The following is a 15,861-nucleotide window of genomic DNA, read 5'->3' on the forward strand; positions in this document are numbered from 1 at the left end:
CTGATATCACTGCGTCAGAAGTTCTCACTGGCTGTAAATATATCAGGGTTAGCGATTTCACTGGGGGTTTTTAGACGTTTGACGATTGCGGGAGAAATGTCGCCACTATCGATTGGGAAGAGACCAATACTATTTAGCTTATTTCGCAGTGATGTTTGATTTGATGTCTTCTCGAAAACAATGCGTGCAGAGAAAGGAATTCGGGAATTTCTGCCCTGAATACCGAGTGTTATTCCGGATAGTAAATCGTAACGGCCTTTTGCCGCACCATAAAGGATGGTGTGAGACAGAGCTCTCTGACAATGTACGCCGTAATCGACAATCTGGATTCTTTCCCCTAACACAAAGACTAAACCAGCAAATTTCCCAACCTCAGAGTAGTCTTGCATAGCCTGTTCTGGTTTTGCTCGTTCATAGAAGTGCGAATATCCGATGCCATCTTTCATGTAGAGCCGAGCAAATCCTTTACTGATATGACCATCGTAGGACGGTGTCATATAGTAGTAAAAATAGTCGCCAAGATACCGTTCTAAATCGGCTTCCGATTGATTGATCATACCCTCAAGTAATTTTGCGTGCCTGTCACCTTGCGGTGAATTATCTAGTGCTTTACGCGATTTTTTTATGTTGGCCCGTGAGGATATTAGCTGACGAAAGGTCTCGGTTGGTAGGGTTAGCTCATCATCATCAACACCAAAAAAATCACAGATTTTTCGTAGGTTTTTAACTGATGGGGTGCTTTTCCCACTGAGGTATTTAGTAAATTGTTGACGGTTAATTCCAATTTGTCTACTGCATTCCGATACGTTCCCTATGTAACTGCAAAGGAGTTTAAGGTTGTGCGGGATTGAATTATCGGTCATAAGGAAACATCAACAATATTGGGAATGAGATTGGTCATAGTCTATGAGTTTTTTCTTACGAATATCAAATACTATCTTCTGAATCATGCATAAAAAATAAACGGAAAAAATTTGAAAAAAGCCCTTGAAAGCGAATTTGTTGACCTTATATATGTAAATGAAAGGGATGCCGTAAGGGCCCTTGGCCAGAAATGGTGGTTACGCTCGAATGAGGTAGCTGCATTTCTAAAATGAAAAATAATTGGATGAGTTCAGGTCGCAAGAATGAATGTCATCTTACTATTGCTTACATTAAGAGGATAGTTATATGAGAACTGTAGATTTCACTCCTTTATACCGCAACGCTATTGGTTTTGATCGTCTTTTCAATATGATGGAGGCGGCAACAACTAAAAGTAACTCTGCGGGTTACCCTCCGTACAACATCGAACAGAAAAGTGAAAACGAGTATCGTATCACAATGGCTGTAGCTGGCTTTGGTGATAAAGATATCGAGATTACTCAACAAGAAAATACGTTGATTGTTCGTGGTGAACGCAAAGCAGATGACGTAGAAAAAACCTACGTATATCAAGGTATAGCTGAACGCGATTTCGAGCGTAAATTCCAGTTAGCTGACTACGTTAAAGTTGTTGGTGCTGAAATGGAAAATGGTCTTTTGCATGTTGATCTGGAAAGAGAAATTCCGGAAGCGATGCAACCTCGTAAAATTGCCATCAACACAAAAAATTTGTTGGAAAGCAAAGAATAAGTTGGTCAGCATAAAATAAAGTAGTGAAGAGCGCCTTAAGGCGCTCTTTTTAATGGAAGATTACTGTTCGTCGTAGGCCTTTCTGACTTCCTCAGCAATTATCTCAATTCCACGCTTCATTGTTTCATCATCCTGCACATAGTTCATGCGGATACACTGCCTGGTATGTTGCCAGTCCTGATCCTGTTGTCCAAAGAAGAAGTATTCGCCGGGTATTAACAGCACACCACGTTGTTTGAGTCTTGCATAGAGCTCTTTGGTCGCAATCGGTAGTTCATCAAACCATAGCCATAAGAATATTGCGCCTTCCGGCTTATGAATTCGAAAGCGTGGATCCGGAATTGCTTCCTGTAGCCACGATACCGCTTGCTGTGCTTTTTGGTAATAAAACGGCTTCACGACTTCGGAGCTGAGCTTTAGTAGATCACCTTTCTCAATCATATAGTTAGCGAAAGCAGGACCAATACTACCGGGTGAGAGACTAATAATACCGTTGATATTGCTCATTGCCTGGGTAATTTGCTCATTGGCAATAACGATACCACAGCGTACGCCAGGTAAACCGATCTTAGATAGGCTCATACACAGAATGGTATTGTCATTCCAGAAAGGTTTTTCATCACTAAAAATGATATTAGGAAACGGTAAGCCGTAGGCATTATCAATGATCAGAGGGATATTATGTTCTCTCGCTAGTTTATCAAGGTGCAACACTTCATCATTGGTGAGAACATTACCTGTTGGGTTTGTTGGGCGTGAAGCACAGATAGCCGCAACAGAGTCATCGATTTCAAGTTGATTGAAATCGACATGGTATTTGAACTGACGGTTATCGAGTAATTCGATTTCTGGTTTAAAAGACACGAAAATATCTTCATCGATGCCGGCATCTGCGTAGCCGATATATTCAGGTGTCAGTGGTAATAAAATCTTCTTGTGTGAGCCATCTTGTTGTTTCCCAGCGAGCAGATTAAACAGATAGAAGAAGCCACTTTGGCTACCGTTAGTCAGGCTGATATTTTTTTCGCTGATATCCCAGCCATAGTTTTCACGAAAGAGTGCCGCTAATGAGCGTAGAAATGCGTCTTTTCCCTGAGGGCCGTCATAGTTGGCAATTGCTGATACTAAATCTCCGCTGGCAAGAAGATCCTGACTCGCTCGCTCAAAGTATTGCAGCATTTCAGGAATGGCTGCTGGGTTACCCCCACCGAGCATGATGGCACCTGGTGTTCTCAGACCATCGTTTAAGTCATCCATTAGTTGGGTTATGCCCGAATAACGGTTAAATTTTTCACCAAAAGAAGAAAACTGCATTACTGACTACCTAGATAGTGATTATTCTCGAATTAAAAATAAAAATGGATATTTTTTCGCATTTTTTGCTGAATGAAAAACATACATGAATGAATTTGGTTTAGAAAGTGTTTATTTTATCCTTTTTGAATATGCTTTGAATTTGTTGAAAAAAAAAGCCCGACCATGAGGTCGAGCTTTTACTGAGTTGGTGTTGATAATCTACTTATTTCTGTAGCAATGAGATATCAGCGATTTCTAAGAATAGATTTCTCAGATTATTCAGCAGAGTCAGACGGTTTTTCTTCAACGCTTCGTCGTCTGCCATTACCATTACGTTATCAAAGAAAGCATCAACAGGTTCACGCAGCGAGGCAAGTTTCGCCAATGCATCCTGATAATTACCTGCAGCAAACGTTGGTTCAAGAGCTTCCGTCATTACCGCCACTTCTTCCGCCAGCGATTTTTCCTGAGCTTCCTGAAGCAATGTAAGATCGACGTCATCAGCAAGGTTACCTTCGAATTTCGCAAGAATGTTACCTACACGTTTGTTTGCTGCTGCTAAGGATTCTGCTTCATCCAGCCCACGGAAGTGAGATACCGCTTTTACACGTTGGTCGAAATCAGTTGGTTTCGTTGGGTGACGAGCAAGAACCGCCTGAATGATGTCAACACTAAAGCCTTCATCTTGATACCAAGCACGGAAACGTCCTAACATGAATTCAAGTACGTCAGTTTCAACGTCTTTGTTTGATAATTTGTCACCAAACAGAGATTTTGCTTTAGCAATTAAATCAACAAGATCAAGATGATAGCCATATTCAACGATAATACGCAGTACACCTAAAGATGCACGACGTAACGCAAATGGGTCAGATCCTTTTGGCGCTTGTCCGATACCAAAAATACCAACGATAGTATCCAGTTTGTCAGCCATTGAAAGTGCGGATGATACGCCGTTGCTTGGTAGAACATCGCCAGCAAAGCGAGGCATATATTGTTCATATAAAGCAACCGCAACTTGTTCATCTTCACCATCATGACGAGCGTAGTGCATACCCATGACACCCTGAGTTTCTGTAAACTCAAACACCATGTTGGTCATTAAGTCACATTTGGCGAGCAAACCAGCACGTTTTGATTTCTCAACATCAGCACCAATGTTGTCAGCAATATACGCTGCAAGCTCAGTGATACGATCGGTTTTGTCTTTGATTGTACCGAGCTGCTTTTGGAAAACTGCGTTTTCAAGCAACGGTAAACGATCGACAAGTGCGCTCTTACGGTCGGTATTGAAGAAGAATTCTGCATCAGCTAGACGAGGACGAACCACTTTTTCGTTACCTTCAATAACGAATCGAGGTTCTTTAGATTCGATATTAGAGACAAAGATGAAGTTTGGTAGAAGTTGTTTATTGTCGTCATAGATAGGGAAGTACTTCTGGTCGCCTTTCATGGTATAAACCAAGGCTTCTGAAGGAACTGCCAGGAATTTTTCTTCAAATTTAGCAGTGAGTACGACTGGCCATTCAACCAGAGAGGCCACTTCTTCGACCAAATCGTCTTCAAGGTCTGCCTTACCACCAAGAGCTTGGGCTGCTTTTTGCGAGTCAGCAATGATTGTTGCTTTACGAGCATCGTAATCCGCAATCACTTTACCGCGAGACTCAAGAATGGATGGATATTCGTCTGCTGACGTAATCTCAAACTCAGGCTCACCCATAAAGCGGTGTCCACGAATAGTTCTTGCTGACGCTACCCCTAGAATTTCACCAGAGATAAGTTCTTCACCCAAAAGGATGGTCAGAGTTTTTACTGGACGGATAAACTGAGTTTCTTTATCACCCCAACGCATTGGTTTTGCAATGGGTAGATTGGAAAGCGCTTTGGCTGCAAGCTCAACAACGATGTCTTGAACTGGCTGACCTTTCACTTCTTCTTTAAAAAGAAGCCACTCACCTTTATCGGTTACCAAACGCTCAGCTTGTTCAACAGTAATACCATTACCACGAGCCCAGCCTTGTGCCGCTTTGGTTGGATTACCTTGTTCGTCGAAGGCAACTGAGATTGCAGGTCCACGTTTTTCAACTACTTTGTCTTGTTGGCACTCAGCAAGTTGCGCGACTTTTAACGCAAGACGGCGTGGTGTGGCGTACCATTTTACGCCTTCGTGTGACAACTCTGCGGCTTTAAGCTCAGATTCAAAGTTAGTTGCAAATGCTTCTGCGAGAGTACGCAGTTGTGTTGGTGGAAGTTCTTCCGTACCCAACTCAATTAAAAATTCTTTAGCCATGTTATCTTCCCCTTATGCTTGTTCGTCTTGCTTTTTGCACATTGGGAAGCCCAACGCTTCACGGGATGCGTAGTAAGCTTCGGCAACAGATTTTGTTAGATCGCGAATACGAAGAATATAACGTTGTCTTTCTGTTACTGAGATAGCTTTACGAGCATCCAGTAAGTTAAATGCATGACCCGCTTTCAAAATACGTTCATAAGCAGGTAGTGGAAGTGGTTTTTCCAGAGAGATAAGGTGCTTACACTCTTTTTCGCACTGATCGAAGAAACCAAATAGGAAATCGACGTCAGCGTGTTCAAAGTTGTAAGTCGACTGCTCCACTTCGTTCTGGTGGTAGATATCCCCATAAGTGACTTTGCCCAGTGGTCCGTCAGTCCAAACTAGGTCATAAACAGAATCGACACCCTGAATATACATTGCTAAACGTTCAATACCGTAAGTGATCTCACCAGTTACTGGTTTACACTCCAGACCACCGACTTGTTGGAAGTAAGTAAACTGTGTTACTTCCATGCCGTTTAGCCAAACTTCCCAGCCAAGACCCCAGGCACCCAGTGTTGGGTTTTCCCAGTTGTCTTCAACGAATCGGATATCGTGTACAGTTGGGTCAATACCGAGAACTTTAAGTGAGCCTAGGTAGAGCTCCTGAATATTGTCTGGAGATGGTTTGATAATGACCTGAAACTGGTAATAGTGTTGTAGGCGGTTTGGGTTTTCGCCATAGCGGCCGTCAGTAGGGCGTCTGGATGGTTGAACATAAGCCGTAGCAATTGGCTCTGGACCAATTGCTCGCAGACAGGTCATCGGGTGAGAAGTACCCGCACCCACTTCCATATCCAACGGTTGAACAATAGTACAGCCTTGTTGGGCCCAATAATCCTGCAGCGCGAGGATCATACCCTGAAAGGTTTTTACGTCGTATTTTTGCATAGTCGGGTTCGCGCGATTCTTTTGTAATGAATGAATAAAAATAACAATGAAGTATACCGAGTTATTGCTCTCCGGAGTAGTGGAAATCTTGTTTAATTACTGGACAAAAAGTTTCTTTTAATAAATAAGAACCGGTTTGAAACTCAGGAGTTATCGTTATTTCAGCGCAATTTTGCTAATTTTGCTTGAGATCATTGCATTTGCTCTATAGAATCGTTGGGTCTTTGGGGAGTAGCATACGGTTTAATTTTTCTAAATCGTTCGTTCGTCAACACAGTTGGTGCAAAATCACCGTGGCGTTCGAGACTGAAATCCTATATTTGTTCAGTTTTGCAAGACCTTAGACAAACACCATGTTACCGAGGTGGGGCGTGGAGTTTGTCTATCGTCATAATTAACCCGCCTCAGAGAAGCATGTCGTGAGCATTTTAGCTATTTCAATTACAACAGTGGCACTGGCAGAAATTGGAGATAAAACCCAACTTTTATCTTTGATGTTAGCGAGCCGGTATCGTCGCCCTGTTCCTATTATTTTTGCTATATTTTTGGCAACAATTGTAAACCACGCGTTAGCGGCCTGGATCGGCGTTGAAGTTGCAGAGTATCTCTCTCCTGAAATTCTTAAGTGGGTTGTTGTCGTCAGCTTTTTGTTGATGGCGGGATGGGTATTGATACCTGATAAGATGGATGACGATGATAAGTTAGTTAGTAAAAGCCCTTTTATCGCTAGCTTTGTCGCTTTCTTTATTGCAGAGGTTGGTGATAAAACGCAGATCGCAACATCGATTCTGGGTGCCCAATACTCTAACGGACTTGAATGGGTTGTATTAGGTACAACAATTGGCATGCTTTTGGCCAATGTTCCTGTTGTTATTATCGGCAAACTGTCCGCTGATAAACTACCATTAGTTCTCATTCGTCGAGTTACGGCGGTATTGTTCCTCGCTCTCGCTATTGGTGCCGCTATATTCTAGTGCCCCTTTCAATGATTAAAGCTGCTCATTTTTGAGCAGCTTTATTATTTCTTGAGTTCCGTGACCAAATTCAGCCTTCCACACTGAAAAATATGCTAGTTTTTTAGTAGTCAATGACCGGAGGCAACTCGTTATGTTAGCTCGTTACATGGGGATGACACCTAAACAACAAAGTTATTTGTTTACGTTTGGCCTGGCTTTAACCGTTCTCGGTATGGTCCTGACTGATATGTGGGTACCAATGGTGGTCGGAGCGATTATTCTCACGGGTTTAACCGTTGAAGCTTGGATCCGTACTCAACACTTAATTCCAATGCACAACGATATCAGAGCCCTCAAAAAACAAGTTGAGGCGCTCCAGCATAAAATTAATCAAAATGAATAACGGCTAAATGTTAAGACTTTGTAACGCCTTTAACGATTAAATATTCGTAAGGTAGTTCAGTGGTCTGGCTCTCTGCCAGTTGGTGATCCATAAAACGACAGAAACTGGGGATGTCTCTGGTAGTTGATGGGTCATCAGCAATGACAAGTAGCGCATCTCCATCGTTCATACCTCGGATAGTTTTTCTTACCATCATTACCGGTTCAGGGCAGCGCAAACCTTCTGCATTTAAAGTTTGAGTCGCTTTACTGGGATCAATGCTCATGAGTCGTCTCATTGTTGCTAACAAGAGCTAGATAATACTTACGAAGAAAAAATATTCAATAACCTCTTGGAATTAACTTCATTTTGTTTTAATTTGGTTAATAAGATGTTAACGGGAGTGACTGGTATGCAATCAATAGATAGAGTAACTATTTATTCATGTCTCAGTTTTATCTGCCTCTGTGCGCTTCTCTTTCGCACTGAGCATGTACTCTCGTTACTTCCCATCTTTGGATTATTGGCTTCTATTTTAGGAATCGCTCTAGAGGTTAAGTTTTGGCGGGATGTTTGTGAAGACAATCAGAACCCTTAATAAACTGACTGAATTGAGCATTCTGTTTTAACTACGCTCCAATCAATATCACCTACTATTTTCTTGGGCTTCCCCGCAACTTGTATGCGGGATTTTTTTATCTTTATCTGTAAACGTTTTCTTTTTATTCCTCTATTTAATCGATTTTAATTGAAAGGTTCATATTTTCATATAAATGGAAACGTTTACAATGTGGGTTGTTGATCACAGATTATTACCTCGTTTGATTGTTAGACTTGGAGCATTCGTTAATCGAGATCTGCTTTATACAAAACAGGGGCGTAATGTGAATATTTTAGTGACCGGTGGATTGGGCTACATCGGCAGCCATACATGTGTACAAATGGTGCTGTCTGGCATGACGCCTGTTATTGTGGATAATCTTTGCAATGCCAATATTGAAGTGTTGAATCGAATCGAACAGCTCTGTGGGGTTCGTCCTGTTTTTTTTGAGGGTGACATTCGGGATGAAGATTTTCTCGATAACGTGTTTAGATCGCAATCTATATCGGCAGTAATTCATTTTGCTGGTTTGAAATCCGTTGGGGAATCGGTCTCAATGCCAGTGGAGTACTACGATAATAATGTCAATGGTACCTTGGTGTTACTACGAGCCATGCAACGAGCTCAGGTTAAGTCGATTATTTTCAGCTCTTCAGCCACAGTTTACGGTGATCCCGCTACTGTTCCTCTTTATGAACATTCTCCAACAGGAAACACAACGAACCCTTATGGCTCATCGAAATGGATGGTTGAAAAATGTCTGTCCGACCTTGTGTTATCAGACGCTAGCTGGAGTGTAACCCTACTGCGTTATTTTAATCCGGTGGGGGCTCATCCTTCTGGAACGATGGGCGAAGATCCAAAAGGCACTCCTAATAATCTCATGCCATTTATTGCTCAGGTTGCAGTGGGGCGCAGAGACAAAGTCTCAGTATTTGGTGCAGATTATCCTACACATGACGGTACAGGTGTACGAGATTACATCCATGTACTCGACCTTGCTGACGGTCATGTGGCTGCGTTACTAAAGATTAGCCAACTGCACGGTCTGCATGTATTTAATCTTGGTACAGGTAAAGGTACCAGTGTGCTGGAAATGATTAATGCCTTCGCATCTGCCTGTAATAAGCCCATCCCTTATGAAATCTGTCCTCGTCGTCCTGGCGATATTGCACAGTGTTGGGCCAGTACCGATAAAGCAGAACAGGAACTGGATTGGAAGGCGACCCGAACGTTATCCGATATGGCTCGTGATAGCTGGAATTGGCAATCGAATAATCCCAATGGATATGTAGCTAATTAAATTTTTAAGTGAGTGAAGTCATTATGTCTAGCCGTACTTTTAATCCTATTGATGATCCTCATCGTCGCTTTAACCCCTTAACCGGGCAGTGGGTTCTCGTGTCGCCTCATAGAGCTAAGCGGCCATGGAGTGGCCAAGATGAGAAACCGTCCGTGCATGTCGTTCCTCAATATGATGAAAAATGTTTTCTCTGTCCTACTAATACGCGTATTTCTGGCGATAAGAATCCCGATTATCAAGGGACATTCGTTTTCAGTAATGATTTTGCTGCTTTGAAACCAGATACTCCGGACGCACCACCATTGCGAAGCTCGTTATTTCGTAGTGAAAGTGCTCGTGGTCTTAGCCGGGTAATCTGCTTTTCACCGGATCACAGTAAAACGCTACCCGAGTTGTCTCTCAGTCAGATTCGTGGCGTGATTGATACCTGGAATCAGCAAATCGAAGAACTGGGTAAAGATTACATATGGGTTCAGGCATTTGAAAATAAGGGGGAAGCAATGGGATGTTCTCAGCCTCACCCACATGGCCAAATATGGGCTAACAGCTTCCTTCCAAACGAGATCGAGCGAAAAGACCGCAACTTAAGGGATTATTACCAAACGTCAGGGACTAATCTGCTGGTTGATTATGTTAATGAAGAACTCAATAGCGGTGAACGGACTGTTGTTGAAACCAAACATTGGCTGGCAGTCGTTCCTTATTGGGCGGCCTGGCCATTTGAAACCATGCTACTACCTAAAGCTCATGTCCGAAGAATGAGTGAATTGAGTGAAGAACAAAAATCCGATCTTGCTGTGGCAATGAAAAAGTTGACCAGCCGATACGACAATCTGTTTCAGTGTTCTTTCCCGTATTCAATGGGGTGGCATTACGCCCCATTTTTCCAAGATGATACCGATATTGAGCATTGGCAGTTGCATGCTCTGTTCTATCCACCATTACTTCGTAGCGCAACGGTACGCAAATTCATGGTTGGATATGAAATGTTGGCAGAGACGCAACGTGACCTTACTGCTGAACAGGCGGCTGGGCGTTTACGCAGCTTAAGTGATATCCACTACAAAGAACAATAATAGCCCCTGTGGCTCATAGATAATGAGAACATAATGATGAATCTTTTACAGACAGTCCAAACTGCTTTTATTGATACGCTTGGCTATCAGCCTACTCATCTAGTTCAGGCACCGGGGCGTGTTAACTTGATTGGTGAACATACCGATTATAACGATGGTTTTGTCCTGCCTTGTGCGATCGATTATCAGGTTAATGTGGCTGCAGCAAAGCGCGATGATACTATCATTCGTGTCGTTGCAGCCGATTATGATAACGCTATTGATGAATTTGATTTTACTAAAGAGATCGAATTTAAGACCGATGCCATGTGGGCAAATTATATCCGTGGTGTTGTGAAGTTTCTTCGTCTTCGAGGATTTGAATTCGGCGGTGCTGATATTTCGGTCAGTGGTAACGTTCCTCAAGGTGCAGGGCTAAGTTCGTCAGCTGCATTAGAAGTCGTTATTGGACAGACGCTTAAAGAACTTTATGACTTGCCAGTGACTCAGGCTGAATTAGCATTAAATGGGCAACAAGCCGAAAACCAGTTCGTTGGCTGTAATTGCGGAATAATGGATCAGTTAATTTCAGCAGAAGGTCAGAAAAATCATGCACTACTGATTGATTGTCGTAGTTTAGAAACATCTGCGGTAAGCATGCCTACCGATATGTCTGTCGTCATCATCAACTCAAATAAAAAGCGCGGTCTGGTTGACAGCGAGTACAACGTTCGACGCGCTCAATGCGAAGAAGCTGCATTACATTTTGGGGTGAAAGCTTTGCGTGACCTGACGATTGAACAGTTTGAGTTGCGTAATCACGAGTTAACGGATGTTGTTGCGAAACGTGCACGACACATCATCACTGAAAATGCCAGAACATTAGAAGCTGCTGATGCGCTACGTAGTGGCGATATGATTGTTATGGGAAAATTAATGGCTGAATCTCATCAATCTATGAGAGATGACTTTGAGATTACAGTAAAAGAAATTGATACGCTGGTAGATATTGTGAAAGACGTGATTGGTGTGCAGGGCGGTGTGAGAATGACAGGTGGCGGCTTCGGTGGTTGTGTCGTTGCATTAGTTCCAAACGCCATGGTGAATGATGTAAAAGCCGCAGTCACCGAAAAATATCAGTCACTAACCGGATTAAAAGAGACCATTTACGTTTGTCACGCTCATGATGGAGCTGGCTTGGTCAAATAATATAAGGAAGCGAAGACATGACCCTCTCTGTATGTGAATCTATTACAAAGGCTATGACACAGTCGCCATCTTACGATGATGGTATTGCAAAAGTCATTCACTTGACCAACTCGAATGGGATGAGTGCCACTTTTATGGATATTGGTGCCACTTGGCTAAGTTGTACTGTTCCCGTTAATGGAACTCAACGTGAAGTCTTACTGCGTTCAAAAAATATGGATGAGCATACAAAACAGACTGCTTTTTTAGGTGCTGTTGTGGGTCGATTCGCTAACCGTTTAAAAGACGGAGTCTTCTCTATTCATGACGCTTCATTTCAGGTTACCAAAAATGAAGGCACTAATGCACTGCATGGTGGTATCGAAGGATTTGATAAACGTAGATGGGAAGTGATTGATCAAGCGAATCAGAAAGTGACGTTTGGTTTAACCTCTGCCGATGGTGATCAAGGATTTCCAGGTAAACTTGTTGCTACTGTTCAGTATGTTTTGACTGAGAATAACGCTGTTGAGATTCACTATAATGCATCAGTTGATAAAGATTGTCCGATCAACTTAACCAATCATGCCTACTTTAATTTATCTGGTACTGATGTGCTCACCAGCTGTCTTGAGCATTCTTTAACAATGGATGCTACTCATTATTTACCTACAGAGTCCGACATGTTACCGACTGGAGAACTGAAGGTAACCAAAGGTACCGTTTTTGACTTTTCTTCAGGTAAAAAGATTGGTGAAGGTTTCCTGGAGGATGACGACCAGAAAATCGCGGGGGGAATTGATCACGCTTTCCTTCTTGAGCCAAGTAAAACTGATGGAGAAAGCGTTGCTATTTCCTTGTTGAGCCCTGATGGATGCTTAGAAATGACGGTTAAGACAACCAAGCCTGCTGTTCAGGTTTATACGGCCAATTTTCTACAAGGCGTCGTTGGACCTGAAGGTGAATATGAAAATTACTCAGCGGTTGCGTTAGAGACACAATATTTACCTGATGGACCTAATCATCCTGAGTGGGGAGAGTGGATGGGGGTTACGGCTGCTAACGAGCCGTATAAACATAAAACAACGTATACTTTCAACGTCAAGTAAATCTACGAGCCTATTATTCGGCTAGCTTTACCACAGATTCTCTCCTAACGACAGTGGGGGAGAATCGCAGCTGTTCTGGTTCTACATATTCATCGTTTGCCAGTTTTAACGCTAACGTAATCGCTTTTTCGGCCATCATTTCTATTGGATAGCGAACGGTTGTCAGGCGAGGATACACATAGCGAGCAATCAGAACATCATCAAAACCAATGATCGATAGCTTTTCTGGTACTGCGATACCATTGTCATGTGCCATGGATAGAATACCTGCCGCCATATTATCGTTGTAACAAACAATACCCGTCATATCGACGGATTTAGTGAGAAGATTCGTCATCGCTTCCTCACCACCTTCACCACTTGGTGAACCATAATCGATATAGCTTCCTGGTAACTCGATGCCATTATCCCTAAGGGCTGCTTTATAACCTTCAATCCGTTCTGCTGTATCCTCAATATCATGATTAGAGCTCGCATAAGCAATCTTGGTGTGGCCATGTCGAATTAAATACTGAGTGGCGAGGTATGCTCCTTTAAAATTATCCAGAGAAATACAGCGATCTGCGATAGCATCAATATGGCGGTTAATCAGAACCATACTTTTAACTTCGTTGGCGTAAGCAATTAACTCTTCATCGGGTAGTGCTTTTGAATGAATGACAAACGCATCGCATCGGTTATTTATCAACAGCTCAATCGCTTCACGTTCTTGTTTCTCATCATGATGACCATTGCCGATTAACGTATGTTTGCCATGTTTGTGTGCAACGGTATCAATGGCTTTAATAAGCGAGCCGAAAAAGGGATCGGATACGTCGCCAACCAGAACACCAACGGTATTGGTATTTTGACTCACGAGAGCTTTTGCCGCTGCATTAGGGCGATAGCCTAACTTACCCATCGCTTCCGTCACCGATTTGATAGCTGCCTGACTGGCTTGTGGGGACTTATTAATAACGCGAGATACTGTTGCAATAGAGACGCCAGCCTCTTTAGCAACATCTTTAATTGTCGACATGCTCTACCTCATTTCTGAATCGCCATCAGTATAATCTATCTACTGTAAGTGTTTGCGTTTCCATTGTGTAACTGTGCGCTAAAACGTAAAAATACTGATTGTTCTAGTCGGATTCTCCTCAAAGAACGTATAAAAATGTAATTGTTTTCATTTTTTTGTTTCATTTTTGAAAAAATCATCAATTTTCATTTAATAACTAGAATTTTAAATAAATTACTCATTATAAATTTATGTTTTTGTTGTACAAATTATAGTGATTAAGATCTGATTGAAATCGTTTACAAATGTTGGTTTGCTTCATTACTTCGATGGTGTTCTCATTTTTAAAGGAAATATCTCGATTAAAGGTTGTGTATCAGAACGCGTTTATCGAGATGTGACCATGATTACATTATCCAATAATGGAAACGTTTACAATTGAGCGACAAAAATCATAAAACAACGGGAACAAAATGATGTCGAATATAGAACACGGTTTAGGTGCGATAGACATAATGGTGTTTGCCATTTATGTCGCCATTATTATTGGGGTAGGGCTCTGGGTCTCTCGAGATAAAAAGGGCGCACAAAAAAGTACCGAGGATTACTTTCTCGCTGGTAAATCATTGCCTTGGTGGGCGGTCGGTGCTTCTCTAATTGCTGCGAATATCTCTGCTGAGCAATTTATTGGCATGTCTGGTTCTGGCTATTCTATTGGATTGGCCATTGCTTCTTATGAATGGATGTCTGCAATTACGTTAATTATTGTGGGTAAATACTTCCTACCAATCTTTATCGACAAAGGAATTTATACTATTCCTGAGTTTGTCGAAAAACGTTTCAACAAAAAACTAAAAACAATTTTAGCCGTCTTTTGGATCGCACTGTACATTTTTGTCAATCTCACTTCTGTGCTGTATCTCGGTGGATTAGCGCTACAAACAATTTTGGGTATTCCTCTGATGTACTCAATTATTGGTTTAGCGTTATTTGCACTGGTTTATTCTATCTATGGTGGATTGTCTGCTGTGGTATGGACCGATGTTATTCAGGTATTTTTCCTTGTTCTCGGTGGTTTCCTGACGACTTATATGGCTGTGGACTTTATCGGCGGTACGGATGGTTGGTTCTCGGGTTTATCCAAAATGGTTGCGGCGGCACCTGACCACTTTGAAATGATTCTGGATCAGAGCAATCCTCAATATATGAACCTACCAGGGATTGCGGTTTTAGTTGGAGGTCTTTGGGTGGCTAACCTTTATTACTGGGGCTTTAACCAATATATTATTCAGAGAACGCTTGCGGCGAAGTCGGTACCTGAAGCGCAGAAAGGAATCGTGTTTGCTGCTTTTCTAAAAATGATTGTACCGTTTTTGGTTGTTTTACCTGGTATTGCTGCGTATGTCATCACTTCTAATCCCGATTTGATGGCAGGATTAAGCGATGCGGCAATGAATAATATGCCAAGTGCGGCTCACGCTGATAAAGCGTACCCTTGGTTGACGCAATTCCTGCCTGTTGGAATTAAAGGTATAGTGTTTGCGGCGCTGGCGGCTGCGATCGTATCGTCACTTGCATCTATGCTGAACTCTACGGCAACGATCTTTACGATGGACATTTACAAAGAATACATTGCACCACAAGCGGGGGATTACAAGCTAGTTAATGTCGGTCGTATTGCGGCAATTACAGCGCTTGTTATTGCTTGTTTGGTCGCGCCAATGCTCGGCAATATTGGTCAGGCATTCCAATATATTCAAGAATATACGGGGCTTGTAAGTCCTGGCATTCTGGCGGTGTTCCTGATGGGACTTTTCTGGAAGAAAACCACCAGTAAAGGGGCTATCACGGGTGTGATTGTTTCTATTCCGTTCGCACTATTCCTTAAGTTTATGCCACTGAATATGCCATTTATGGATCAGATGCTGTACACCCTGTTGGTGACCATGGCTGTGATTGCTTTCACCAGTTTAAGCTCGTCAGAGAATGATGACGATCCTAAAGGTATTAGCCTGACGGCAACGATGTTTGCGACAGATAAAGGTTTTAATATTGCATCTTATGGCATCATGGTTGTTCTGGCGGTGCTATATACATTGTTCTGGTAATTGACCATTCTGTGAAAAGCCCCTTCGAG

At 42.3% G+C, this 15,861-nt stretch carries 14 protein-coding genes; 8 read left to right on the forward strand and 6 right to left on the reverse strand.

Annotated features, from left to right (window positions below; all coding sequences use genetic code 11):
- Positions 1–14: 14 nt before the first annotated feature.
- Positions 15–863, reverse strand: a complete 849-nt coding sequence (locus EES38_RS20220; RefSeq protein WP_124939039.1) for a helix-turn-helix domain-containing protein — start codon at positions 861–863, stop codon at positions 15–17.
- Between the two features lie 307 nt (positions 864–1,170).
- On the opposite strand from EES38_RS20220, the gene EES38_RS20225 reads away from it, so the two are divergent.
- Positions 1,171–1,614, forward strand: coding sequence for an Hsp20 family protein (locus EES38_RS20225; protein ID WP_124939040.1), 444 nt, complete (start codon positions 1,171–1,173; stop codon positions 1,612–1,614).
- A gap of 60 nt (positions 1,615–1,674) precedes the next feature.
- On the opposite strand, the gene EES38_RS20230 is transcribed toward EES38_RS20225, so the two are convergent.
- From EES38_RS20230 to glyQ, 3 genes are all read right to left on the reverse strand, one after another.
- Entirely contained in the window at positions 1,675–2,928 is a 1,254-nt protein-coding gene (locus EES38_RS20230) for a valine--pyruvate transaminase (protein WP_124939041.1), read from the reverse strand.
- Positions 2,929–3,133: 205 nt separating this feature from the next.
- Positions 3,134–5,200, reverse strand: a complete 2,067-nt coding sequence (gene glyS / locus EES38_RS20235) for a glycine--tRNA ligase subunit beta (protein ID WP_124939042.1) — start codon at positions 5,198–5,200, stop codon at positions 3,134–3,136.
- Between the two features lie 12 nt (positions 5,201–5,212).
- On the reverse strand, positions 5,213–6,133 hold the full coding sequence (gene glyQ / locus EES38_RS20240) for a glycine--tRNA ligase subunit alpha (RefSeq protein ID WP_124939043.1): 921 nt from the start codon (positions 6,131–6,133) through the stop codon (positions 5,213–5,215).
- A gap of 419 nt (positions 6,134–6,552) precedes the next feature.
- Between glyQ and EES38_RS20245 the strand changes: the two genes are divergently transcribed.
- Positions 6,553–7,107, forward strand: coding sequence for a TMEM165/GDT1 family protein (locus EES38_RS20245; protein WP_124939044.1), 555 nt, complete (start codon positions 6,553–6,555; stop codon positions 7,105–7,107).
- Positions 7,108–7,240: 133 nt separating this feature from the next.
- Complete coding sequence (locus tag EES38_RS20250; protein ID WP_124939045.1) at positions 7,241–7,492, forward strand: hypothetical protein; 252 nt, start codon at positions 7,241–7,243, stop codon at positions 7,490–7,492.
- A gap of 10 nt (positions 7,493–7,502) precedes the next feature.
- On the opposite strand, the gene tusA is transcribed toward EES38_RS20250, so the two are convergent.
- Complete coding sequence (tusA, locus tag EES38_RS20255; protein WP_124939046.1) at positions 7,503–7,757, reverse strand: sulfurtransferase TusA; 255 nt, start codon at positions 7,755–7,757, stop codon at positions 7,503–7,505.
- 598 nt (positions 7,758–8,355) lie between these two features.
- Between tusA and galE the strand changes: the two genes are divergently transcribed.
- From galE to galM, 4 genes are read left to right on the forward strand one after another with little or no spacing between them, the layout of a single operon-like run.
- Complete coding sequence (galE, locus tag EES38_RS20265) at positions 8,356–9,375, forward strand: UDP-glucose 4-epimerase GalE (RefSeq protein WP_124939077.1); 1,020 nt, start codon at positions 8,356–8,358, stop codon at positions 9,373–9,375.
- Positions 9,376–9,398: 23 nt separating this feature from the next.
- Positions 9,399–10,451, forward strand: a complete 1,053-nt coding sequence (locus EES38_RS20270) for a UDP-glucose--hexose-1-phosphate uridylyltransferase (protein ID WP_124939048.1) — start codon at positions 9,399–9,401, stop codon at positions 10,449–10,451.
- 33 nt (positions 10,452–10,484) lie between these two features.
- Positions 10,485–11,639 (forward strand): galactokinase, encoded by a 1,155-nt coding sequence (galK, locus tag EES38_RS20275; RefSeq protein WP_124939049.1) that lies wholly within the window; start codon positions 10,485–10,487, stop codon positions 11,637–11,639.
- A gap of 17 nt (positions 11,640–11,656) precedes the next feature.
- Complete coding sequence (gene galM / locus EES38_RS20280) at positions 11,657–12,727, forward strand: galactose-1-epimerase (RefSeq protein WP_243694235.1); 1,071 nt, start codon at positions 11,657–11,659, stop codon at positions 12,725–12,727.
- Between the two features lie 13 nt (positions 12,728–12,740).
- On the opposite strand, the gene EES38_RS20285 is transcribed toward galM, so the two are convergent.
- Positions 12,741–13,745, reverse strand: a complete 1,005-nt coding sequence (locus tag EES38_RS20285; RefSeq protein WP_124939050.1) for a substrate-binding domain-containing protein — start codon at positions 13,743–13,745, stop codon at positions 12,741–12,743.
- A gap of 452 nt (positions 13,746–14,197) precedes the next feature.
- On the opposite strand from EES38_RS20285, the gene EES38_RS20290 reads away from it, so the two are divergent.
- Positions 14,198–15,832, forward strand: coding sequence for a sodium/sugar symporter (locus EES38_RS20290; RefSeq protein ID WP_243694236.1), 1,635 nt, complete (start codon positions 14,198–14,200; stop codon positions 15,830–15,832).
- Positions 15,833–15,861 lie beyond the last annotated feature (29 nt).

Source organism: Vibrio viridaestus, from assembly GCF_003856525.1.
Lineage (GTDB): Bacteria > Pseudomonadota > Gammaproteobacteria > Enterobacterales > Vibrionaceae > Vibrio > Vibrio viridaestus.

Bases quoted from the DNA above. Each gene is read 5' to 3' on its own strand.
- EES38_RS20285 (WP_124939050.1), bottom strand. From the start codon at position 13,745: ATGTCGACAATTAAAGATGTTGCTAAAGAGGCTGGCGTCTCTATTGCA.
- glyS (WP_124939042.1), bottom strand. From the start codon at position 5,200: ATGGCTAAAGAATTTTTAATTGAGTTGGGTACGGAAGAACTTCCACCA.
- EES38_RS20270 (WP_124939048.1), top strand. From the start codon at position 9,399: ATGTCTAGCCGTACTTTTAATCCTATTGATGATCCTCATCGTCGCTTT.
- EES38_RS20220 (WP_124939039.1), bottom strand. From the start codon at position 863: ATGACCGATAATTCAATCCCGCACAACCTTAAACTCCTTTGCAGTTAC.
- galM (WP_243694235.1), top strand. From the start codon at position 11,657: ATGACCCTCTCTGTATGTGAATCTATTACAAAGGCTATGACACAGTCG.
- EES38_RS20250 (WP_124939045.1), top strand. From the start codon at position 7,241: ATGTTAGCTCGTTACATGGGGATGACACCTAAACAACAAAGTTATTTG.
- tusA (WP_124939046.1), bottom strand. From the start codon at position 7,757: ATGAGCATTGATCCCAGTAAAGCGACTCAAACTTTAAATGCAGAAGGT.
- EES38_RS20290 (WP_243694236.1), top strand. From the start codon at position 14,198: ATGATGTCGAATATAGAACACGGTTTAGGTGCGATAGACATAATGGTG.
- galK (WP_124939049.1), top strand. From the start codon at position 10,485: ATGATGAATCTTTTACAGACAGTCCAAACTGCTTTTATTGATACGCTT.
- EES38_RS20225 (WP_124939040.1), top strand. From the start codon at position 1,171: ATGAGAACTGTAGATTTCACTCCTTTATACCGCAACGCTATTGGTTTT.
- glyQ (WP_124939043.1), bottom strand. From the start codon at position 6,133: ATGCAAAAATACGACGTAAAAACCTTTCAGGGTATGATCCTCGCGCTG.
- EES38_RS20230 (WP_124939041.1), bottom strand. From the start codon at position 2,928: ATGCAGTTTTCTTCTTTTGGTGAAAAATTTAACCGTTATTCGGGCATA.